Annotated in this window: 21 protein-coding genes, 1 tRNA gene and 2 rRNA genes; 17 read left to right on the plus strand and 7 right to left on the minus strand. The window is 65.9% G+C overall.

The annotated features are described in order from the left end of the window. The first annotated feature begins 9 nt into the window (after nucleotides 1-9). A complete protein-coding gene (locus KQI12_RS10665; protein ID WP_216573226.1) occupies nucleotides 10-1,458 on the plus strand; it encodes a nicotinate phosphoribosyltransferase in 1,449 nt (482 codons plus the stop codon). 62 nt (nucleotides 1,459-1,520) lie between these two features. On the opposite strand, the gene KQI12_RS10670 is transcribed toward KQI12_RS10665, so the two are convergent. The 3 genes from KQI12_RS10670 to KQI12_RS10680 all read right to left on the minus strand — a co-directional run bounded on the left by KQI12_RS10670 (nucleotide 1,521) and on the right by KQI12_RS10680 (nucleotide 4,082). Then, nucleotides 1,521-2,531, minus strand: coding sequence for an ATP-binding protein (locus tag KQI12_RS10670; RefSeq protein WP_216573228.1), 1,011 nt, complete (start codon nucleotides 2,529-2,531; stop codon nucleotides 1,521-1,523). Nucleotides 2,532-2,535: 4 nt separating this feature from the next. Continuing rightward, complete coding sequence (locus KQI12_RS12720) at nucleotides 2,536-3,522, minus strand: DnaD domain protein (RefSeq protein ID WP_216573230.1); 987 nt, start codon at nucleotides 3,520-3,522, stop codon at nucleotides 2,536-2,538. Nucleotides 3,523-3,845: 323 nt separating this feature from the next. Beyond that, a complete protein-coding gene (locus KQI12_RS10680) occupies nucleotides 3,846-4,082 on the minus strand; it encodes a hypothetical protein (RefSeq protein WP_216573231.1) in 237 nt (78 codons plus the stop codon). 208 nt (nucleotides 4,083-4,290) lie between these two features. On the opposite strand from KQI12_RS10680, the gene KQI12_RS10685 reads away from it, so the two are divergent. From KQI12_RS10685 to KQI12_RS10730, 10 genes are all read left to right on the plus strand, one after another. Continuing rightward, entirely contained in the window at nucleotides 4,291-4,599 is a 309-nt protein-coding gene (locus KQI12_RS10685) for a cell division protein ZapA (RefSeq protein ID WP_216573232.1), read from the plus strand. A gap of 82 nt (nucleotides 4,600-4,681) precedes the next feature. Beyond that, a complete protein-coding gene (locus tag KQI12_RS10690) occupies nucleotides 4,682-6,763 on the plus strand; it encodes a U32 family peptidase (RefSeq protein ID WP_216573233.1) in 2,082 nt (693 codons plus the stop codon). 49 nt (nucleotides 6,764-6,812) lie between these two features. Continuing rightward, complete coding sequence (gene dut, locus KQI12_RS10695; RefSeq protein WP_216573235.1) at nucleotides 6,813-7,262, plus strand: dUTP diphosphatase; 450 nt, start codon at nucleotides 6,813-6,815, stop codon at nucleotides 7,260-7,262. Nucleotides 7,263-7,280: 18 nt separating this feature from the next. Next, a complete protein-coding gene (locus KQI12_RS10700; RefSeq protein ID WP_216573237.1) occupies nucleotides 7,281-7,874 on the plus strand; it encodes a nucleoside triphosphate pyrophosphatase in 594 nt (197 codons plus the stop codon). Between the two features lie 31 nt (nucleotides 7,875-7,905). Continuing rightward, on the plus strand, nucleotides 7,906-8,748 hold the full coding sequence (gene mreC / locus KQI12_RS10705) for a rod shape-determining protein MreC (RefSeq protein WP_216573239.1): 843 nt from the start codon (nucleotides 7,906-7,908) through the stop codon (nucleotides 8,746-8,748). A gap of 13 nt (nucleotides 8,749-8,761) precedes the next feature. Beyond that, nucleotides 8,762-9,274, plus strand: a complete 513-nt coding sequence (locus KQI12_RS10710; RefSeq protein WP_216573241.1) for a rod shape-determining protein MreD — start codon at nucleotides 8,762-8,764, stop codon at nucleotides 9,272-9,274. 12 nt (nucleotides 9,275-9,286) lie between these two features. Further along, a complete protein-coding gene (locus KQI12_RS10715) occupies nucleotides 9,287-11,515 on the plus strand; it encodes a penicillin-binding transpeptidase domain-containing protein (protein WP_216573243.1) in 2,229 nt (742 codons plus the stop codon). A gap of 26 nt (nucleotides 11,516-11,541) precedes the next feature. Then, a complete protein-coding gene (locus tag KQI12_RS10720; RefSeq protein ID WP_253291010.1) occupies nucleotides 11,542-13,425 on the plus strand; it encodes a glycoside hydrolase family 13 protein in 1,884 nt (627 codons plus the stop codon). Between the two features lie 77 nt (nucleotides 13,426-13,502). Then, nucleotides 13,503-13,578, plus strand: a tRNA-Gly gene (locus KQI12_RS10725). Between the two features lie 85 nt (nucleotides 13,579-13,663). Continuing rightward, nucleotides 13,664-14,101 carry a helix-turn-helix domain-containing protein gene (locus tag KQI12_RS10730; RefSeq protein WP_216573245.1) on the plus strand — a complete coding sequence of 146 codons (438 nt, stop codon included), beginning with the start codon at nucleotides 13,664-13,666 and terminating at the stop codon, nucleotides 14,099-14,101. A 63-nt stretch (nucleotides 14,102-14,164) separates the two neighbouring features. Here KQI12_RS10730 and dcm read toward each other — a convergent pair whose 3' ends face one another. After that, complete coding sequence (gene dcm / locus KQI12_RS10735; RefSeq protein ID WP_216573246.1) at nucleotides 14,165-15,406, minus strand: DNA (cytosine-5-)-methyltransferase; 1,242 nt, start codon at nucleotides 15,404-15,406, stop codon at nucleotides 14,165-14,167. A 125-nt stretch (nucleotides 15,407-15,531) separates the two neighbouring features. On the opposite strand from dcm, the gene KQI12_RS10740 reads away from it, so the two are divergent. Further along, nucleotides 15,532-15,996, plus strand: coding sequence for a very short patch repair endonuclease (locus KQI12_RS10740; RefSeq protein WP_216573248.1), 465 nt, complete (start codon nucleotides 15,532-15,534; stop codon nucleotides 15,994-15,996). Between the two features lie 39 nt (nucleotides 15,997-16,035). Here the strand turns inward: KQI12_RS10740 and KQI12_RS10745 are convergent, their stop codons facing one another. Continuing rightward, the gene (locus tag KQI12_RS10745; protein WP_216573250.1) at nucleotides 16,036-17,112 is read right to left on the minus strand and encodes an S-layer homology domain-containing protein; all 1,077 of its coding nucleotides are present in this window, start codon (nucleotides 17,110-17,112) and stop codon (nucleotides 16,036-16,038) included. A gap of 213 nt (nucleotides 17,113-17,325) precedes the next feature. On the opposite strand from KQI12_RS10745, the gene lexA reads away from it, so the two are divergent. The 5 genes from lexA (at nucleotide 17,326) to KQI12_RS10770 (ending at nucleotide 21,605) form a co-directional block, all read left to right on the plus strand. After that, nucleotides 17,326-17,949: a transcriptional repressor LexA gene (gene lexA / locus KQI12_RS10750; protein WP_216573252.1), complete on the plus strand. Its 624-nt coding sequence runs from the start codon at nucleotides 17,326-17,328 to the stop codon at nucleotides 17,947-17,949. A 1-nt stretch (nucleotide 17,950) separates the two neighbouring features. Further along, a complete protein-coding gene (locus KQI12_RS10755) occupies nucleotides 17,951-18,730 on the plus strand; it encodes an exodeoxyribonuclease III (protein WP_216573254.1) in 780 nt (259 codons plus the stop codon). Nucleotides 18,731-18,819: 89 nt separating this feature from the next. Continuing rightward, entirely contained in the window at nucleotides 18,820-19,641 is an 822-nt protein-coding gene (locus tag KQI12_RS10760; RefSeq protein WP_216573256.1) for a putative RNA methyltransferase, read from the plus strand. A 70-nt stretch (nucleotides 19,642-19,711) separates the two neighbouring features. Beyond that, complete coding sequence (locus KQI12_RS10765) at nucleotides 19,712-19,951, plus strand: hypothetical protein (RefSeq protein WP_216573258.1); 240 nt, start codon at nucleotides 19,712-19,714, stop codon at nucleotides 19,949-19,951. A 55-nt stretch (nucleotides 19,952-20,006) separates the two neighbouring features. Then, nucleotides 20,007-21,605, plus strand: a complete 1,599-nt coding sequence (locus tag KQI12_RS10770; protein WP_216573260.1) for an MBL fold metallo-hydrolase RNA specificity domain-containing protein — start codon at nucleotides 20,007-20,009, stop codon at nucleotides 21,603-21,605. A gap of 76 nt (nucleotides 21,606-21,681) precedes the next feature. Here the strand turns inward: KQI12_RS10770 and rrf (KQI12_RS10775) are convergent. Beyond that, nucleotides 21,682-21,797, minus strand: a 5S ribosomal RNA gene (gene rrf, locus KQI12_RS10775). A 39-nt stretch (nucleotides 21,798-21,836) separates the two neighbouring features. Continuing rightward, a 5S ribosomal RNA gene (gene rrf / locus KQI12_RS10780) occupies nucleotides 21,837-21,952 on the minus strand. Between the last annotated feature and the right edge of the window lie 26 nt (nucleotides 21,953-21,978).

A 21,978-nucleotide genomic window follows, 5' to 3' on the forward strand; every position in this document is an offset into this window, starting at 1 on the left:
AAACCTTTTATGAAAGAACATATGAACCACACGATGCTCTTCGACTTCTACGAGCTCACCATGGGCAACGGCTATTTCCAGAGCGGCATGGCCGACCAGATCTGCTATTTCGACGTGTTCTTCCGCTCCGTGCCTGACGGGGGCGGCTTCGCCATCGCCGCCGGTCTGGAGCAGATCATCCACTATATCCAGGAGCTCCGCTTCGACGAGGAGGACATCGCCTATCTGCGGGGCAAGGGCTGCTTCTGCGAGGAGTTCCTGGACTATCTGCGGACCTTCCGCTTCTCCGGCGACATCTGGTCCGTGCCCGAGGGCACCCCCGTGTTCCCCCGGGAGCCGATCCTCACCGTCCGGGCCCCCGCCATCGAGGCCCAGTTCATCGAGACCTTCCTGCTCCTGACCCTGAACCACCAGTCTCTGATCGCCACCAAGTCCAACCGGATCGTCCGGGCCGCCCAGGGCCGTCCCGTGTCCGAGTTCGGCTCCCGGCGGGCGCAGGGCCCCGACGCGGCCATCCTGGGCGCCCGGGCCTCCTATATCGCCGGGTGCGCCGGCACCGCCTGCACCCAGGCCGATGAGCTGTATGGCTCCCCTGCCGGCGGCACCATGGCCCACTCCTGGGTCCAGATGTTCCCCGACGAGTACACCGCCTTCAAGACCTACTGCGAGCTCTATCCCGAGTCCGCCACCCTGCTGGTGGACACCTATAATGTGCTCAAGTCCGGCGTGCCCAACGCGATCCGGGCCTTCAAGGAGGTCCTGCTCCCCAAGGGCATCACCAAGTGCGCCATCCGCCTGGACTCCGGCGACCTGACCTACCTCTCCCGAAAGGCCCGGCAGATGCTGGATGAGGCCGGCCTCACCGACTGTAAGATCGTGGCCTCCAACGCGCTGGACGAGTACCTGATCCGGGACCTGCTCCTCCAGGGGGCGGCCATCGACTCCTTCGGCGTGGGTGAGCGGCTGATCACCTCCAAGTCCGAGCCCGTGTTCGGCTGCGTCTACAAGCTGGCCGCCGTGGAGGACGCGGAGGGGAACATCATCCCCAAGATCAAGATCAGCGAGAACCCCTCCAAGATCACCACCCCCCACTTCAAGAAGGTCTGCCGGATCTTCTCCAGGGACTCCGGCAAGGCCCTGGCCGACCTGGTCTGCCTCCGGGACGAGACCGTGGACGACTCCCAGCCGCTGGAGCTCTTCGATCCCGATGCAACCTGGAAGCGTAAGATCTTCACCAATGTGGAGGCCCGGGAGCTGATGGTCCCCATCTTCCAGCATGGTGAGCTGGTCTACAAGATCCCCTCAATCATCGAGAGCCGGGTGTACTGCGCGGCCCAGATCGATCTGCTGTGGGACGAAGTCAAGCGCTTCGAGAACCCCCACACCTACTATGTGGACCTGTCTCAGAAGCTCTGGAACACCAAGCAGGCCCTCCTCAAGGAACAGGGGAAGGACTGAGGTCCTGGGCCCATATGGAAAAACGCCCGGAGAGCGGCCGCTCTCCGGGCGTTTCGTATTCGTTACCCCATGGGCCTCTGCTTGCGCAGGAGGCGGATGTCCTTCCCGTAGAAGGGCAGGACCTGGTATTCGCCCTCCAAGCGGGAGGCGGTCTGGCCGGAGTAGCGGCGGCGGATCTCGTCCATGGACAGGTTGGTGGAGATCACCGTCTGCCGTCCGCCGGTCAGTCGGGTGTTGATCAGGGTATAGAGGGCGGTCTGGACGAAGGGGGTGGTCATCTCACTGCCCAAATCATCCAGGATCAGCAGGTCGCACTGGAGATAGCGCCGGGTATCGTCCCGGGCGTCCCGGACGTCCAGCTCGTCTCTGGAGAACTTCTGCTCTTCAAAGCGGGCGAAGATGTTCACCGCCGTGTCGTAGACCACAGACCAGCCCCGTTCGGCCACCAGCCGGGCGATGCAGGCGGACAGGAAGGTCTTGCCCAGCCCTGGCGCGCCGGTGAGGAGCAGGTTCTTATAGGCGAACTTGGGGAAGCGGCTGGCGTAGCTGTAACATACGTCCCGGATGAACTCCATCCGGGAGTGGGGGGACTCCGTCTCCCCGGGCCAAGGCTCGTCGCTGTAATAGTCCAGCGAGAAGGTATCGAAGGACTGCTCCCCCAAGTCCAGCAGCTTGGACAGCTCCCGGATCTGCTCCTGGGCACAGAGTTTCTTCAGACAGCCGCACATCTGGGCGCCCACCCAGCCCGTGTCCCCGCATTTGGGACAGGCGGGCTGGTCGTCCAGCGCGTCGGCGGGATAGCCGTGCTCCGTCAGCAGCTCGGTCCGGCGCTCCTGGAGGGCCTGGTTCTTCCGGCGGATGTCCTGGATGGCCGGGGCCGGGTCTTTCCCGTCCTTCAGCGAGGCCGCGATGATCTCCGTGATGGTGCGCCTGAGCTGACGGTCGATCCGGGCCGTCTCCGGCAGGCGGCGGTAGATCTCCGCCCGGCGCTGTTCCTGAGCCTCTTGCCGGCGGCGGCGGTCCTCCGCCAGACGCTGGGAGGCCCGGCGGACCACATTGCCATCGTATCCCATCTCGTCAGCCTCCCTTTCGGCCGCCGGCATCCTGCCGGCTCAGATATTCCCGCATCCGCTCCAGATCCTCCCGGACCCGGCGGTCGGCCTCGCCCGGACGGGCGGGCATGGGCTGGGGCGCGTTGGCTGCCGCTCTGGGGCGACCGGAGTCCCTGGCCTGGATCTCCGCCACAGTGTGCAGGCCCTTCTGGTGCCAGCTCTTCAGGATGGAGTTCAGGTAGGGCCAGTTCATGCTCCCCTTCTGGAGCACCGTGCGCTCATAGGCCAGCCGGATGGCCCCGTCCTCGAAGCCCATGTCCAGCCAGCCGCCGATGTACTTCTGCTCGGCCTCCACCGGGGCCCGGCCCCGGATGTCCAGCAGGGGCAGGACGGCGGCGCTCCGCTCCCGGAGGACGGCCTGCTTGTGGAGGTGGGCCTCGGCGGCCTCCACGGTGTCGATGCCCTTCCTCTGCCACACGAAGCCCTCCTTGCGGATCTGGGAGAGCTTGGGCCGGCGGCCCGGGCCGTACTTCCGCTCCATCTCCTCGATGCAGTAGTTCACCAGCAGGAGGATCACCTCCGCCGGGAGCCCCAAAAAGTCGTAGAGGGTATAGAGCATCTTCAGATCGCTGGTGGACAGGAGCTTGCCCAGCAGGCGCTGGACCTCCCCCACCAGTCCGGGGAAGGGCGAGCCCTCCTGCTTCATCTCCAGGTTCAGATCGGCGGCGCTGTACTCCGGAGGCTCCGGCGGCTCCAGCGGGGCCGGGGGCTGGGGAGCGGTCTCCCGCCGGTCGGCCAGCCGGAGCTCCACCAGCGCGGAGAAGGCCGCCTCCACCCGGTCAGGCGGCCACTTGAGCACATGGGCGGCGGCCCGTGGGTCGAACGTACCGCCCTTCCGCAGGAGGAAGAGGTACAGCAGAGCCGCGTCTCCGTTCCCGGCGGCGCAGAGCCGGTCCGCCGTGTCCGCCGACAGGGACAGGATCGCCCCCGGATACAACAGGCTCCCGGCCATGGCGCTCCCCTCCTTTCATTTCCTTCGTTCGTTCCATCATTCTACCACGATCCCGGGCGGAACGCAAAGGGGCAGGGGGTGTTTGTGTCCGCCCACGGGCGGGGGGATGTGTCCTCGCCGGACGGGCCGCCTGCTCGGCGAGCGCATCCCACGTCCCCGCCCCGTGGGCGGAACATCCCCCGCCTGTGGTGAAAAACACGCCGCCCCCGGCCGAACTGGCCGGGGGCGGATCGTCCCTTTGCGGGTCTTATCTCAGGATCTCCGTACAGAAGCGCATGAGCGCCGACGCCATCTGGGCGCGGCTGGCGCTGTCTCTGGGGGCCTCAGTCCAGCTTCCCGCCGCACTCGGGGCAATGCTCCGGGCGCTTCATGCGGAAGTTCATCCGCTTTTTGCAGTGGGGGCACCGGTAGAACAGGTCCCCCTGGGTCAGAGCCACCGCCATGATCACGATGCCCGCCCAGAGGGGCGGGTCGATCTTCGCCAAGAATCCGATCGCCGCCAGGATACCGCCGATCCACAGGCCGCCCACCAGGATGGCCCAGCTCTTTTTATAGTCCATGTATGATCCCTCCCTGTGTACTCCGATAGGATACCACAGTCCGGCGGGAAAATCCATTCCTTCCCGTCCATTCCCGCCCGGTCCTTCCGAGAAAATTCATCATTTCGCTCTTTTTCATTTCCCGCCCGTGTGCTATACTATCAGGGAGTATGATCGATACCCATCCCCGCGGGCTTTTTCAAGACAGAAACAGGCAGGAGGACTTGCCATGAAGAATCGCATCAACGTCACCATCGCCGGTCAGGAGTACGCTCTGGTCGCCGCCGAGGACGAGCAGTACGTCCACAAGGTCGCCCAGCACGTGGACAGCAAGATCCAGGAGGTGCTCTCCGAGGGCCGGGCCTCTCTGGTGGAGAGCGCCGTCCTGGCCGCCATGAACATCGCCGACGAGTATTATAAGGAGCAGGAGTCCGCCGAGAACCTGCGCCGCCAGATCAAGGAGACTCTGGAGGAGAGCGCCAAGCTCAAGATGGAGCTCTCCGAGGCCAAGCGGGAGATCTTCAAGCTCCAGAAGTAAGGGGCCCGCTGTTTTTCGCGGCGCGGAGCACGTTCCCCGTGCTCCGCGCCGACTCCATCATCACGAACGATCAGGAGGGACTATGCTGGAACTGCTCTCCCCCGCCGGCTCCATGGAGGCGGTGAAGGCCGCCGTCCAGAACGGCGCCGACGCCATCTATATGGGATACGGTGATTTCAATGCCCGCCGCAACGCGAAGAACTTCACCCGTGAGGAGTTTGCGGCGGCGGTTTCTTACTGCCATCTCCGGGGCTGCAAGGTCTATCTGACCCTCAACACCCTGTTGGGCGACCGGGAGCTGGCCGCGGCCGCGGACTGCGCCGCCGACGCCAGCGACATCGGCGTGGACGCTATCCTGGTGCAGGACATCGGCGTCCTCCGGGCCGTGCGGCAGACCGCCCCCGACGTGCCGCTCCACGCCTCCACCCAGATGACCGTCCACGATCTGGACGGCGTGAAGCGTGTGGCGGACTTCGGCATGACCCGGGCCGTCCTGTCCCGGGAGCTGTCCCGGGACGCGATCGCCTACATCTGCGAGCGCTCCCCCATCGAGATCGAGGTGTTCGGCCACGGGGCCCTGTGCATGTGCTACTCCGGTCAGTGCTTCTTCTCCTCCGTGATCGGCGGGCGGAGCGGCAACCGGGGCCTGTGCGCCCAGCCCTGCCGCCTCCGCTACGGCTGGAACGGCCGGGCCGACCGCTATCCCCTGTCCCTGAAGGATATGTCCCTGGCGGGGCACCTGCGGGAGCTGAGGAAGATGGGCGTGGCCTGCCTCAAGATCGAGGGGCGGATGAAGCGGCCCGAGTATGTGGCGGTGGTCACCCGCATCTACGCCGACGCCATCCGGGAGGGCCGGGAGCCCACCCCCGAGGAGGTCCGCCAGCTCTCCGACGCCTTCTCCCGGCAGGGGTTCACCGACGGGTTCTATCAGGACGCCGTGGGCCCCGCCATGTTCGGCGTCCGGGAGGATCAGAAGGAGCCGAAGGAGCTCTTCGCTCTGGCCCGCCAGACCTACGAGGACCGGGAGGCCCAGCAGGTCCCCATCACCTTCTACTCTCTGATCCGCCGGGGCGAGCCCGCCCAGGTGGGCGTCAAGGACGATCAGGAGAACGTGGTCACGGTGGAGGGCCCCATCCCGGAGGCCGCCCGCACCAAGCCCCTCACCCCAGAGGGCGTGGAGAAGCAGCTCTCCCGCACCGGCGGCACCCCCTATCTCTGCACCGGCGTCCGCTCCAAGATCGACGACGGGCTCTCCCTGCCCGCCGCCGCCCTGAACGCCCTGCGCCGGGAGGCGCTGGAGGGCCTCTCCGCCAGGCGGCAGGTCCCGCCGGTCCGCCGCCGTGGGGAGTTCCGTCCCGGTGTGCGCTATGAAGATCGCCGGGAGGCCCCGGTCCTCACGGTCTCCGTGAGCCGGGCCGCCCAGATCACGCCGGAGCTCCTGGCTCTGTCCCCTGCTCTGGTCTATGTGCCGCTGGAGGAGCTGTCCGCCCACCCGGAGCTGGCCGGAAAAGGGCCCTTCGCCGTAGCCCTCCCCCGGATCGTCTGGGACCGGGAGCGGGACCGGATGATGGACCAGCTCCGCCGGGTGAAGGACATGGGCGTCACCGACGCCCTGATCGACAACTGGGGCATGATCGCCCCCGCCCAGGAGCTGGGCTTCGCCCTGCGGGGCGGCTTCGGTCTGGAGATCTTCAACTCCCAGGCCATGAAGGAGCTTCGGCACATGGGCTTCCGGTCCGCCACCGCCTCCTTCGAGCTCAAGCTGGCCCAGATCCGGGACCTGTCCAAGGCGGTGGATACCGAGCTGATCGCCTACGGCCGCCTGCCACTGATGATCACGGAGAACTGCCTGATCCGCAACCGCACCGACGGCCTCTGCCGCCACGCCTGCGAACGGGAGGCCCAGCTCCTCACCGACCGGAAGGGGGCCCGCTTCCCGGTGGTCCGGGCCTACGGCTGCCGCAATGAGATCCTGAACTCCAAGACTCTCTTCCTGGGCGACAAGCAGAACGACATCCGCCGCTCCGGCGTGTGGGCCCAGCAGCTCCGGTTCACCACTGAGTCCCCGGCGGAGTGCGTCCGCGCCGCCGAGCGCTATCTGGGCCTCAGCGACTGGGAGCCCAGAGAATACACCCGCGGCCTCTATTACCGGGACGTGGAGTGACCGGGAGGCGGGCCGCCCATCCTCAAACTCGACCGTTAGGAGATCACATATGGAACTGAAGATCAAAGCCATGTCCCCCAAGATCGGGACGGACATCCCCTTCCCCTTCTATGCCAGCGCCGGCGCGGCGGGCATGGATCTGTGCGCCTGCGTGGACGAGGCCGTGACCATCGCCCCCCGGCAGATCGTGTCCCTGCCCACTGGCATCGCCATCGCCCTGCCCTCCGCGGACTATGTGGCGCTGGTGTTCGCCCGGTCCGGACTGGGCATCAAGCACGGCATCGCCCTGGCCAACGGCGTGGGCGTCATCGACAGCGATTACCGGGGCGAGATCCGGGTGGGGCTGGTGAACCAGTCCGACGTCCCCTACACCATCCAGCCCGGAGACCGGGTGGCCCAGCTGGCCGTGGTCCCCGTGGTCCAGGCCCAGCTCATCCCCTGTGCCGATCTGGATGAGACCGAGCGGGGAGCCGGCGGCTTCGGCTCCACTGGAAAATAAGGAAGGAGGACGACACACATGGAGATCGTTTTGGCCTCCCAGTCGCCCCGGCGGCGGGAGCTTTTGGAACGCATGGGCCTGAAGGGCTTCCAGACCATCTCGCCCGACATCGACGAGCGCGTCCCCGGCGCTCCGCCTCCGGCGGAGCTGGTCAGCCGCCTGTCCGCCATGAAGGCCCAGGCCGTCCGGGAAAAGGTGGGGGACGACGCTCTCATCATCGCCGCCGACACGGTGGTGGCCGTGGACGGCGCTGTGCTGGGCAAGCCCGCCGACCAGCTGGAGGCCTTTAAGATGCTCTCCACCCTCTCCGGTGGGCGGCATGAGGTCTGCACCGGCGTCACCGTCCTCCGGGGCGCCGAATGCTGTACCGAGCACGAGGAGACCGTCGTCTCCTTCCGGGAGCTGACCGAGGAGGAGATCGAAGACTATATCCGCACCGGTGAGCCCATGGACAAGGCCGGGGCCTACGGCATCCAGGGCTATGGCGCCCTCTTCATCGAGGGGATCCGGGGCGACTTCTACAACGTGATGGGCCTGCCCGTCTGCCGGCTGGGCCGGATGCTGGACCGGATGGGCATCCGCTGTATGCATCTGGCCGCCGGCCGGGACTGACCATGACGGACGACTGGAAGGAGGCTGCCCCTTGAAGGATTTCCTGCGCGACAACGGTCTGCTGATCCTGATCGCCGCTGTCCTGCTCACCCTGATCGTGGCAGTGGCCTCCGCCATCACCGGCGGGACTGCGGACCCGCTGACCGATCTGGCGGGCATCATCACCACCCCCATCCGCAACGGCGTCAACGCCGTCACCAACTGGAGCCAGGAGCGCTATGACGCCGCCTTCCGGCAGGATCAACTCCAGGCCGACTACGAGGATCTGAAGCTCAAGTACGCCGACCTGGAGAAACAGCTCCGGGAGGCGGAACGGGACTCCGAGGAGAACGAGCGTCTCCGGGCGCTTCTGGGCCTGGCCCAGAAGCGCCGGGATCTGGAGCTGGAGTCCGCCACCGTCACCGCCCACGGCTCCTCCAACTGGGACTCCACCCTGACCATCAGCAAGGGCAGCGCCGCCGGCATCGAGGCCGGGGACTGCGTGGTGGACCAGTACGGGAACCTGGTGGGCATCATCGACGAGGTGGGCGTCAACTGGTCCGAGATCATGACCGTGGTGGACTCCGACCTGGAGATGGGCGGCCTGATCGCCCGCACGGATGACGCCGCCATCCTGGAGGGCCAGTTCGACCTGATGGGCCAGGGGAAGCTGAAGCTCTCCTATCTGCCTGAGAACAGCGAGCTCATGGCCGGGGATCAGATCCTCACCTCCGGGCTCAGCGGCGTCTACCCCTCCGGGCTGGTGGTGGGCCATGTGGAGGAGGTCCTCACAGAGGCCTCCGGCATGACCCGCTATGCCGTGGTGGTCCCCGAGACCGCTCTGGCCGACCTGAAGCAGGTCTTCGTGATCAAGAGCTTCGACATCGTAGAATGAGGAGGGAACGAGCTTGACCCGCCATGACTTTCTGGTCAAATGGGGCGTTTACGCCCTGATCCTCCTCCCCGTTTGGATCCTGGAGTCCTACATCCTGCCCCGGATCGGTGCCCTGCCGGTCCGGCCCGTCCTGCTGCCCCTGGCCGTGATCGTGCTGGCGGTGCTGGAGGGGGCTGTGGGGGGCGCAGGCTACGGTCTGGGCGTGGGGCTGTTCAGTGCCTGCGTCCTCTCCGCCGGGGAGCACTGGCTGGTGCTGGGGCTGACCCTGGCCGGTCTGGGGGCCGGCCTGCTGGCCCAGTATGTCCTCCGCCGGGACTTTCTGGGCTGTCTGGTCTGCGCCGCGCTGGTGCTGGCCGGGCTGGACGGGGCCCGGATCCTGTTCCGCCTCTTCGCAGGGCGGGCCGGACTGGAGGCCATGCTCCGCCTGTCCGGACTGGAGATCCTCTGGTCCCTGCCCTTCCTGATCCCTGTCTACGCGCTGTTCCTGTGGGCCTTCCAGCGGGTGCCCAAGGGCACCCATTTTTAAGCGAGGTCATCCATGGACAGTAAACGTTTCCAACGGCGGCTCTCCTGCGTGGCGGGGATCATGGCCGCCCTCTTCCTGCTCTTCCTGGGGGTACTCTATGACCTCCAGATCGTCCACGGCGCGGACTACCGAGCCCGCTCGGCCAAGCGCAACGCCCAGACGGAGACCGTGGAGGCCGTCCGGGGCGAGATCCTGGACAGCAGCGGCCGGGTGCTGGTCTCCAACCAGGCCTCCTATCAGGTGACGCTGGACACCAGCCTCATGGGGACCTCCGAGGAGCGCAACGCTACGCTGTGCCGGCTCCTGACGATCTGCCGGGAGCGGGGCATGACGTGGACCGACACCCTGCCCGTCAGCAGGAGCGCCCCCTATGTCTACACCATGGGCTCCGCCACCGGGCCTCAGCGGCGGGCCTTCCGTTCCCTCATGAAGATCCTGGGGGAGAACAGCACCAACTGGAGCCGGGCCGCCGCCTCCGGTGTGGATCTGGCCAAGGCGTGGGGCGACTATGCCGACGCCCTCTCCAAGGCCCAGGAGACCACCGAGACCGGCTCCGCCTCCGCCGCCCTGCCGGAGCAGCCCTCCGACGGCCTCACCGCCGCCGCCCTCATGAACCAGATGAAGTCCTACTTCGACGTGGACCCGGACCTCTCCGAGCGCGAGGCCCGGGACCTGCTCGGCGTGCTCTATGAGCTGGCCCTGCGGAGCAAGGGGGCCTCCACCAGCGCCTATATCCTGGCGGAGGACGTGGACATCGACTTCATCACCGCCGTGAAGGAGGCGGGGCTCAAGGGCGTGTCCATCGACGCCACTACCTCCCGTGTGTATAACACCACCTATGCCGCTCATATCCTGGGCCGGGTGGGCTCGATCTCCGCCGAGGCCTGGAACGCGGAGGACTCCTACTACAAGACCAACGGCTATAACATGAACGACCTGGTGGGCATCGACGGCATGGAGTCCGCCTTCGAGCGGTACCTGCGGGGCGTGGCCGGCACCAAGATCGTAGAGCGCAACAGCGACGGCAAGGTGGTCAGCGAGTCCTGGGCCGAGGATCCGGACACCGGGGCGTCTCTGGCCCCCCAGCCCGGCAGCAACGTGGTGACCACCATCGACCTGCGGCTCCAGGAGGCTCTGGAACAGTCCCTAGCCGCCCGGGTGCCCGGTCTGAGCAGCTCCGTGGAAGGCGCCGCCGGCGTCATCGTCGATATGAAGGGCGGCGTGAAGGCCATGGCCTCCTACCCCACCTTCGACCTGGCCCATGTGTACAAGGACTCGGCGCTCTACTCCGAGGCCTACAACGATCCCTTGAAACCCTTCCTGAACCGGGCCACCATGGGTCTCTACTCCCCCGGCTCCACCTTCAAGATGATCACCGGCGTGGCGGCCCTCCAGGAGGGGGTCACCACCCCCAGCGAGAAGATCCGGGACACCGGCCGCTTCCAGTACCCCGCCGGGAAGAAGTACCCCTACGGCGACTATCACCCCGCCTGCTGGGCATTGGGCCACGGCTATACCCACGGGCTGGAGGACCTGGCCCACGCCCTTGAGGACTCCTGCAACATCTACTTCTATACCATGGCCGACCGGATGGACATCGACACGATCGACCGGTACGCCGCCATGTTCGGTCTGGGCAAAAAGACCGGCATCGAGCTGTCGGAGCGGTCCGGCTATGTGGCCGGTCCCGCCACCAGCGAGGCGCTTGGCCAGGATTGGTACGGCGGCCTGCTCCTCTCCGCCGCGATCGGTCAGGGCACCACCCTGTCCACCCCCCTCCAGCTGGCCAACTACATCGCCACGCTGGTCAACGGCGGCGACCACTACCCCGCCCACCTGCTCCAGAGCGTCAAGTCCAACGACTGGTCCCGCGTGATCATAGAGAACGACCCGGAGCCTCTGGACCAGATCAGCATCAGCGAGACCAACGTGGAGGCCGTCAAGCGCGGCATGTACCTGATGGCCAACGAGGGCAGCGTGGCCAAATACTTCAAGGACCTGCCCGTAAAGGTGGGCTCCAAGACCGGCACCGCCCAGGTGGGCCGCTCCGACACGGAGGCCAACGCCGTGTTCGTGTGCTTCGCCCCCTATGACGACCCGGAGATCGCCATCGCCCTGGTAGCGGAGCACGGCGGCTCCGGCACAGAGCTGGCCTCGGTGGCCGCCGACGTGCTGTCCGTCTATTTCAGTCAGGAGAGCAGCGGCCAGACCGTCACCGGCGAGGGCGTGCTCCTCCGCTGACGGGTCTCCCCACCACTACTCCGATCATGACAGGAAGGATCTCTATGACCGACCCTCTGGCCTTCGACCCCCGGGACGGCGTGTCCCAGTGTCCCTATGGCGCGGTCCCCTCCGGGACCCGCGTCCGCTTCACCGTCCGGCCCCGCCGGGCGGAGGGCTTCTCCCGGCTGATCCTCTCCGCCCGCTTCGAGGGCAGAGGGGACGCCGTGGTGGAGCGTTCCTTCCCCTGGACCGGCGTGGACGGGGCCTGGGACCGGTTCCAGGCGGAGCTGGACACCGGGGACTATGTGGGGCTGGTCTGGTATGCCTTCCGGCTGGAGGGCATCGACGGCCGGAGCCGGACGCTGGGCGACTATCAGCTCACCGTCTACGACGATCAGGAGGCCGTCCCCGGCTGGTTCGGGGACGGCCTGACCTATCAGATCTTCCCGGACCGGTTCCGCCGACTGTCCGTGCCCGATCCCGCCGGCATGGTCGGGGGCCGTCAGGTCCACCAGAGCTGGGACGAGGAGCCGGTCTACCGGCCCGACGCGCACGGGGAGATCCGCAACCGGGACTTCTTCGGCGGCAGTCTGGCCGGCGTCCGGGAGAAGCTCCCCTACCTCCACGCCCTGGGGGTGGAGACGATCTACTTCTGTCCCATCTTCGAGGGGGCGGAGAACCACCGCTACGGCACTGGAGACTATGAGCAGATCGACCCCATGCTGGGGGACGAGGCGGAGTTCCGCGCCCTCTGCCGGGAGGCCCACGGGCTGGGGATGCGGGTGATGCTGGACGGGGTGTTCAACCACTCCGGCTATGTGAGCCGCTATTTCAACGGGGACAGGAGCTATCCCAGCGCCGTCCCCGGGGCGGCCCAGTCCACCGACAGCCCCTTTTATCCCTGGTACCATTTCCAGCACTGGCCGGACCGATATGATTCCTGGTGGGGGATCTACTCCCTCCCCGCCGTCAACGAGAGCGAGCCCTCCTATCTGGACTACATCATCCGGGGGGAGAACAGCATCGTGAAGCGGTGGCTCCGGGCGGGGGCCGACGGCTGGCGGCTGGACGTGGCCGACGAGCTGCCCGACTCCTTCGTCCACGCCCTCCACACCGCCGCCCGCTCGGCCAAGGCCGACGCCGTGGTGATCGGCGAGGTATGGGAGGACGGCTCCAATAAGATCGCGTACGGCGTGCGGCGGAAGCACCTCCTGGGTGGACACTGCGACGGGCTCATGAACTACCCCTTCCGTGGGGCGGCTCTGGACTACCTGCTGGGCGGGGACGCCGCCGCTTTCCGGGACGCCATGGAGGCCCTGCGGGCCAACTATCCCCCCTTCGCCTGGCATTCCGCCATGAACGCCCTTGGCACCCACGACACCCCCCGGATCCTGACCCTGCTGGGCATGGGCTCCCCCTGCCTGGACCAGAGCCGGGACTGGCGGGCCGCCGCCCGGCTGGCCCCGGATCGGTACGCCCCGGCCCGGGAGCGGCTCATGGCGGGTCTCCTGCTCCTGTACGCCTTCCCCGGCTCCCCCACCCTGTACTACGGGGACGAGGCGGGCATGGAGGGGTTCGAGGACCCCTTCAACCGCCGGACCTACCCGTGGGGGCGGGAGGACCCGGTCCTCCGGCGCTGGACGGCCCGTCTGGGTCGGCTCCGCCGGACCTGCGCTCCCCTCCGCCGGGGCGATATCGTCTATGAGAAGGCAGAGGGTCCTCTGCTGGCCTTCTGGCGGACACTGGGGAATCGGCGGGTGCTGGCCGCGGTCAACGCCGGAGACGCCCCGGTGGACCTGCCCATCCCCGGCCCCATGACCGACCGGATGACCGGGGAACTCTTCCCCATCTCCGGGAGCCGCCGGATGTCTGTCCCTCTGCCCCCCCGCACCGGCCGTCTGTTGCTCCCGCTCCCCCTCCGCATCTGAGGGGAGCGGGACGGCAAAATTTTTCTGATCGGTGCTTGACGATCGCGCCGCGCGCTGGTATAATATCATTTGTTCTCGCAGGTGTAGCTCATCTGGTAGAGCGCCACCTTGCCAAGGTGGAGGTAGCGAGTTCGAGCCTCGTCACCTGCTCCATAAAAAGACCGACTGTGAAAACAGCCGGTCTTTTTCCTTATCTATCCAAAATACAGAGAGGCCAAAATAGAAGGAGGTCTTTTTCATGGTGACTATGGCACAGCGCATCGAGTCCCTGCGCAATGAAGAGAACGTGAGCCGTCCCGCGCTGACGACGGCTCTGGGCTTCCCCAAGGGGACCATCGAGAAGTTCGAGACCGGTCGGGCCACCCCCACCAAGGAACAGCAGGAGAAGCTGGCCGCCCACTTCGGCGTCTCGCTCTTCTATCTCCGGGGCGAGAGCGGCGACCGCACCCGTCAGGAGGACTGGATGGCCGGCGGCGGAGCCGCCGCCGAGGACGAGCCCGGCTTCGTCCCCACCCCCGCCGCCAAGCCCAAAAAGGCCAAGCAGGCGGAGCCTCAGGGCGCCATGCTGGACGCCCTCCTGGCCAGCAAGAGCGTGCAGGAGCTCCTGCGGAACGTGGTGCTGGACACCCTCCGCTCCCCTGAGGGACAGGCCCTGATCCGCAAGGCGCTCAAGTAAGAAACTCCAAAGAGCCGGTGAACGGCCGCCAGTTGGCGGCCGTTCGCCGGCTCTTTCTCTGTCTCACTGTCCGTCCCGAATCTCCAGCAGGCGGCGGCCCATCCGCTCCACCAGGGGGACCACCAGAGCGTTGCCCATGATGAAATAGCGCTGGCGCTCCGGCATCTCCGTAGCGGTCCAGCCCTCCGGGAAGCCGTTGATCCGCTCGCACTCCTCCGGCATGAGCCGGCGGAGCTTCCCGGTCTTGGGGTCCTGGATCACATGTGAGCTCCGGTTGGGGGTGCCCTCGCTGGTCAGCATGGTCCGGGCGGGCCGGTCCAGCGGGTCCGGGAAGGCGATCGCGCCCTCGGAGAACTGGTACTGGAAGCCGGTACGGGAGGTCCGCATGACCTTCTTGGCCCCCTTCATGGTCTCCCACTTGGGAAGCTTGTCGGCGGAGAGGAAGTACCGCTCCGGCACGTCCCCATGCTCCACCGCCTCGTCCAGCGTGCGGAAGGGACCGTCATAGGCCGGGGCGGACTCGGCGGACCAGATCTGGCCGTCCACCATTATGCCGCAGTTGTAGAAGGCGGCCTGGAACCCGTCGGTGACGGCCACCAGATCCTCATAGCCGTTCAAATCGGTCTGAGTGACCTTCTTCCGCTCCACCGGCAGCTCCGGCCGGATGGGGAAGGCTCCGGCGAAAAAGCTCTCTCCGGTGAGCCAGCCGGCCGGACCGGACGCCATGCCCGCCGCCATCTTCCGCCCAAAGGGCAGATCCTTCCGGCAGGCGAACAGGAAGGTCCGGCGGCGGCGCTGGATGTTCCCGTACTCGGCGGCGTTGATGACCCGCCACTCCACGGCATAGCCGTTGTCCTGGAGGCATTTCAGGATGATGCCGAAGTCCCGGCCCCGCTGGCGGGCGGGGGACTTCAGGAGCCGGTCCACGTTCTCCAGCAGGACATAGTCCGGCCGCCGGAGGTCGATGATCTTGTGGATGGACCACCAGAGGACGCCCTTCTTCCCCTCGATGCCCTTGGCGCCGGTACTGGCCACGGAGTAGTCCTGACAGGGGAAGCCCCCCACCAGCAGATCATGCTCCGGCACCTCCTCCACCACCGTGGAGATATCGGCGTTGACGCACCGGGCCTCCGCGCCGAAGCGCTGGCGGTAACACTGGAAGGCCCACTGACCCCGCTGGCCGGGCTCCCACTGGTCCGCCCACACAGTCTGGAACCGCTCCCCAGCGCAGGACTCCAGCCCCACGCGGAAGCCGCCCACGCCGGCAAAGAGCTCCACCACTCGGATCTTTTCGCGCTCTGCCACTTTCGCTCCCCCTCATCCTCTGGTATACTGACAAGACATATATCCGTATCATTTTATCATATCCGCCGGGAAAGATCAAGCCTTTCCCCCTTGTCCGATCTGCCGAAAAAAGGAGGCGCCATCCCATGAAGCATCCCGAATTCCACACCACCCCGGAGATCTCCCGGCGGATGTCCCGGGTCCATCTGAAGCGGGGGAAGGCCGAGACCATGCTGGCCAAGGCCCTCTGGCACGCGGGCTTCCGCTACCGGCTCAACGACAAGCGTCTCCCCGGCTCGCCGGACATCGTGCTGGGGCGGTACCGGATCGCCGTGTTCGTGGACGGGGAGTTCTGGCATGGCTTCGACTGGGAGCGCCGGAAGGAGCGTCTCAAGAGCAACCGGGCCTACTGGCTGGAGAAGATCCAGGAGAACATCGACCGGGACCGGCGGAACGACCAGCTCCTCCGGGAGAAAGAATGGCTCCCCCTCCACTTCTGGGAGAAGGAGGTCCTGAAGGACCTGGAGGGCTGTGTCCAGACCGTCACCGACGCGGCGCTGGAGCAGGAGACTGCCGCCCGGGAGGGCGCCGCCGCCGCGGAGGAGCTGTGAGCGGATGGCGGCTGGGGCCCCTCCTAACGCTCCACTCGATCACAGGGCCAGATTGAAGGTCCCGGCGGTCTGGAGGAGCTGCCGATAGAGGGCGTCCTGCCCAGCGGGGACAGACAGGGTCAGCTCCACATAGGTGCCGCTGTTCTCTACGGTGAAGCGGGTATAGACCATCCCGTCCGCCTGCCAGCGATAGGACACGGCGGGCAGGCCCCGGAAGAGGCAGGCCCCCGGCTGTTCCAACAGCTCTACGCCGCCCAGCGCGTCCCGCAGAGCCCGCAGGCGGACCGCAGAGAAAGCGGGCAGATCGGCAGCGGCGCTCTTGGGGAAGGACAGGGCCTCCAAACGGCCGGACTTGTCGGTGAAGACCAGGCCGGTACCGCCGTCCGCCGTCTGCTCCCGCCAGTCTCCCGTGCCGAAGGTCAGGCGGAAGCTCTTGTCCGGACTCTCCACGGTGGTCCCGGCGGAAGGAGTTGTCAGAGAGGGCTCCACCCGGCGCTCCGGCAAGGCCAGACGGTCCAGGATCGCGGCGGCACTGGCCCGGTCGATCGGCGTATCCGGAGCGAAGGAGCCGTCTCCGGTGCCCGCCAGCACCCCGGCTCCGTACAGGAGCCAGATCGGACTGGCCTGCTCCGTGGCATAGCTCACGTCCGGCACGGCGGGGATCCGGCCCTTCCGGGCCAGCTCCTCCACCGGCAGGGCATAGGCGAAGAGCCCTGCCATCTCCGCCCGGGTCACCGGGGCGGTATAGTCGGAGAACTCTCCCCGGAGCAGGAAGCCGTTCTCCGTGGCGTACTTCACCGCATTCCGGTACCAGGGGGAACCGCCGGGGGTGAAGGTCTGGCCGGTATAGGCCGCGTGGACCTGGGCCGCCATGGTGACGGCCTCCGCGGCGGAGAGCCGCCCGGAGGGGTCGAAGCGGCCATCTCCCTTGCCCTTCATGAGTCCCAGCTCCACCGCCTTCGCCACGTCGGCGGCGTACCAGGCGGCGGAGGACACATCGGAGAAGCCGGTGTACGTGGTCTTAGATACGAAGGCCCCCATCCCGGCGGCCAGAGCCGGGACCGTGAGCAGGAGGGACAGCCCCAGCGGGGCCAGACGGCAGAGCGGATGACGCATGAGAGTTACCTCGCTTTCAGATCGTTCGTTCTCATCTGCTATGATATCATATCTGACGTAAAAATGGGGGCTTCAGTTCCCGCTTTTTTCTCCCAGATATAGAACACACGTTTGCGTTCCGGGACATGATATGGTACAATGATTCAAAACGATATCATCCCACCGCCGTCCCGGACGGAACGGGCGGCGGGCGACATAGGAGGAGGGTCCGCCATGAAGGCCATTTCCCCCAAGCAGCAGCAGATCTATTCGTTCATCATCGAATATCAGTCCGAACACGGCTATCCCCCGTCTGTGCGGGAGATCGGCGAGGCGGTGGCTCTCAAGTCCCCCTCTACCGTCCACTTCCACCTGAAGGGGCTGGAGGCCGCCGGGCTGATCGCCAAGGCCGAGGGCAAGACCCGGGCCATCACCGTGGTGGGCGAGCACGTCCCCGGCACGCCCCTCCTGGAGGAGCTGGACGGGGCCGCCGACCGGGTGCCTGTGGTGGGCAATGTGGCCGCCGGCTCCCCCATCCTGGCCCAGGAGTGCATCGAGGAGTACCTGACCTTCGACACCGGCGGCAAGGCCGGAGAGTATTTCGCCCTGCGGGTCCGGGGGGAGTCCATGCTGGACGCGGGCATCCTCCCCGGAGATCTGGTGGTGGTCCACCGCCAGCAGGAGTGCCGCAACGGCGAGATCGTGGTGGCCCTCTTCGAGGACGAGGCCACCGTCAAGACCCTCCGCCGCCGGGGCGGCAAGACCTGGCTCATGCCTGAGAACCCGGAATACGAGCCCATCGACGGCACCGGCGCCGAGCTGATCGGCAAGGTGGTGGCCGTGGTACGGAGGTATTGACATGAGCGATGGATCCATCCGCAAACTGATCTCCTGGAACGTGAACGGCCTGCGGGCCTGCATCGGCAAGGGCTTTCTGGACTTCTTCCGGGCGGCGGACGCCGATGTGGTGTGCCTCCAGGAGACCAAGCTCCAGCCCCATCAGATTGAGCTGGACCTGCCCGGCTACCGGCAGTTCTGGAACTCCGCCGAGAAGAAGGGCTACTCCGGCACCGCCCTCTTCTCCCGGGTGGAGCCGCTGGACGTGACCTACGGCATCGGGCTGTCCGAGCTGGACAGCGAGGGCCGGGTCATCACCTCCGAGTTTCAGGACTTCTATCTGGTGTGCTGTTACACCCCCAACGCCCAGCGGGGGCTGACCCGGATCGGTCCCCGGATGATGTGGGAGGATGCCTTTCGGGCTTACCTCAAGGGGCTGGATGGGAAGAAGCCCGTCATCCTCTGCGGCGACCTGAACGTGGCCCATCAGGAGATCGACCTGAAGAACCCCAAGTCCAACCGGGGCAACGCCGGCTTCTCCGACGAGGAGCGGGGCAAGATGACCGAGCTCCTGGCCTCCGGCTTCACCGATACGTTCCGGTGGCTCTATCCTGAGACGACGGGGGCCTACTCCTGGTGGTCCTATATGTTCCACGCCCGGGACAACAATGCAGGGTGGAGGATCGACTATTTCATCGTCTCTGACCGCCTCCGGGACCGGGTGGCGGACAGCCGCATCCTCTCCGACGTGATGGGCAGCGACCACTGCCCTGTCGAGCTGGATCTGAGCGCTCCCTCCTGATCCTTTTCTTCCCGTGCCATGCCGCACCCGGCAGGACGCTGTCCGCCGGTGCGTTCCCACCGATCCTCGACTGGAAAGGAGGCTCATCCATGAGCCTGTTCCGCTGTCCGGTCTGTTTCGCCCCGCTGGAGCGGGGAGAGCGGGCTTACACCTGCCCCAACGGGCACAGCTACGACATCTCCAAAGAAGGCTATGTCCACCTCCTGCCCGCCAACCAGAAGCACTCCAAGGCTCCTGGCGACGACAAAGCCATGGTGGCCGCCCGGAACCGCTTCCTCTCCGCCGGATACTACGCCCCTCTGCGGCAGACGCTGGAGGAGCTGGCCCTCCGCTATACCGCTCCCGGCTGCGCTGTGCTGGACTCCGGGTGCGGCGAGGGCTGGTACACCGCCGGAGTGGCTCAGGCCCTCCGGGCTGCGGGCCGCTCTCCTCGTGTGGCGGGGATCGACATCTCCAAATTCGCCCTCCGCTGGGCGGCCAGACGGGACCGTGAGACCGAGTTTGCCGTGGGCTCTGCCTATCACCTGCCGGCGGCGGACGGGTGCGCGGACCTACTGATAAACTGCTTCTCCCCGCTGGCGGCGGCAGAGTTCCGGCGGGTGCTGGTCCCCAGCGGCGTGTTCCTCTATGTGGTCCCCGCCCCCCGGCATCTGTGGGAGATGAAGGAGGTGCTCTACGACCGGCCCTATCCCAACCCGGAAGAGGAGATCCCCTACGAGGGCTTCGAGCCTCTGGAGGTGGTGCCGGTGGAGTCCGTCCTCCACATCGGGGACCCGGAGGATCTGTGGGCCCTGTTCCAGATGACCCCCTACTGCTGGAAGACCCCCAAGACCGGTGTGGAGCGGCTCCAGGCCCTTCCCGGCTTGGACGTGACAGCAGGCTTCCGGATCCATGTGTTCCGAAAAAAGTGACATACAGCACGCGGAAATGGCCGGAGCGGATGCTCCGGCCATTTGCATATACTGGTCCGAGGTGACTGCCATGGAGGAACGTATCCTGGACCGGCTGGAACGCCTGGGGACACCGCCCACGGCGCTCTGGCTGTGGACCCTGCTCACCGTGCAGGAGGTAGGGCGCTATCCTCTGGAACAGTGGAACGAGGTCCTCTCCGCCGTCCTGGGCCATCGGATCGTTTGCCCATCCTACCGCTCTCTGGAGCGGCGTCTGCGGGAGGCGATCCATTTGGGTGGATCTTCCATCCATTTCCGTCAAGATGCTTGACTTATCGGTTCGACAGGTGTAGAATATTCGTGTAAAATATACAAGGAGGCTGTCCATGAAACTCACATTTTTTGGCGCGGCGAAGGCCGTCACCGGCAGCTGTCACTGTGTGGAATGCAACGGGAAAAAGATCCTGATCGACTGCGGCCTCCAGCAGGGCCGGGATGAACAGGACAACCGCGAGCTGGATTTCAATGCCGGATATATCGATGCGGTCATCGTGACCCATGCCCACATCGACCACTCCGGGCGGATCCCTCTGCTGGTGAAGCAGGGGTTCACCGGACGGATCTACTGCACCCGCCTGACAGGGGAGCTCATCTCCATCATGCTTCGGGATTCCGCCCATATCCAGGAGAGCGACGCCCAGTGGCAGAACCAGAAGGGCCGACGGGCCGGCAGGGAGCCGGTGGAGCCCCTCTACACCCTGGCTGATGCGGAAGCCGCTCTCACCCATGTGGAGACCTGTGAATACGGTGAGGAGCTGGAGATCGATCCCGGCGTGAAGATCCGCTTCGTGGATGCCGGCCACCTGTTGGGTTCCTCCAGCGTAGAGATGTGGCTCACCGAGGGGGACCAGACCCGGAAGATCGTGTTCTCTGGCGATATCGGCAATCGGGACCAGCCCATTATCCGTGACCCTCAATACATCCAGGACGCTGACTATGTGCTCACCGAGTCCACCTACGGTGACCGGGAGCATGACATGAGCGAGGACCCGGACTATACGGGCCGCTTGGCAGCCATCATCGATGAGACGCTGGGCCGTGGCGGCAACGTGATCATCCCTTCCTTCGCCGTTGGGCGGACCCAGGAACTGCTCTACTTCATCCGGGAGATGAAGGAGGAGGGCATGGTGAAGTCTGTGCCCCACTTCCCAGTCTATGTGGACTCCCCTCTGGCAGGCGAGGCCACCAAGATCTTCTCAGGCGACCTCCACGGTTATCTGGATGAGGATGCCATCGAGGCGCTGAAGGGCGGCGAGCTCTTCCAATTCCCCGGATCGAACATCACAGAGACCAGCGAGGAATCCAGGGCCCTGAACCTGGACCGGACCCCCAAGGTGATCATCTCCGCCTCCGGTATGTGTGATGCGGGCCGGATCCGCCATCACCTGAAACACAACCTGTGGAGGCCTGAGTGTACCGTAGTCTTCGTGGGCTATCAGGGCGAGGGCACACTGGGCCGCCGCCTGCTGGACGGGGTGCGCTCCGTGAAGCTCTTCGGTGAGGACATCTCGGTCCAGGCCAAGATCGTCAACTTCCACGGGCTCTCCTCCCACGCGGACCGGCAGGGGCTCCTGCGATGGATCCACGCCTTCACACCCAAGCCCAAAGAGGTCTTTGTGGTCCACGGTGAGAAGGACGTCACTGAGATCTACGCTCAGACTCTGCGGGACCAGGGCTATTCTGCTCACTCGGCCAATTATGAGGAGGTCTATGATCTTCTGGCTGGGAAGATCGTGGCTCCTGGTATCGTTCTGGAATCCAAGCCCGCCTTCGTGGCCGACTCTGCCTCTCCGGCGTACAAGCGCCTAGAGGAGACCGGACGCCGCCTGATGGAAGTCATCTCTCACAACCGCGGCGGCGCCAACAAGGATCTGGCCCGCTTCGCCGACCAGCTCCGTGCCCTTATCGACAAGTGGGACCGCTGATCTTCCCATTCGTCTCATCTGTTCTTCCACAACAAAAGAAGCGGACAGCCATCGGCTGTCCGCTTCTTCCTGTCTGTGTTGGCACTACCTATCTTCCCGGCCCGTCTCCAAGCAAGTATTTTCGGCGTAGATGAGCTTAACTTCTGTGTTCGGGATGGGTACAGGTGGACCCTCATCACAATAAGCACCAACTTGGAAAAAGAACTGGGCGACTTTCATCGTCCAGTTCTGTGTCGGCATTACCTATCTTCCCAGCCCGTCTCCAGGCAAGTATTTTCGGCGCAGGTGAGCTTAACTTCTGTGTTCGGGATGGGTACAGGTGGACCCTCACCGCAATCAACACCGACTGTCTCTATTCTACTCTTTTCTCGCT

Source organism: Pseudoflavonifractor sp. MSJ-37, assembly GCF_018917965.1.
Classification (GTDB): domain Bacteria; phylum Bacillota; class Clostridia; order Oscillospirales; family Oscillospiraceae; genus Pseudoflavonifractor_A.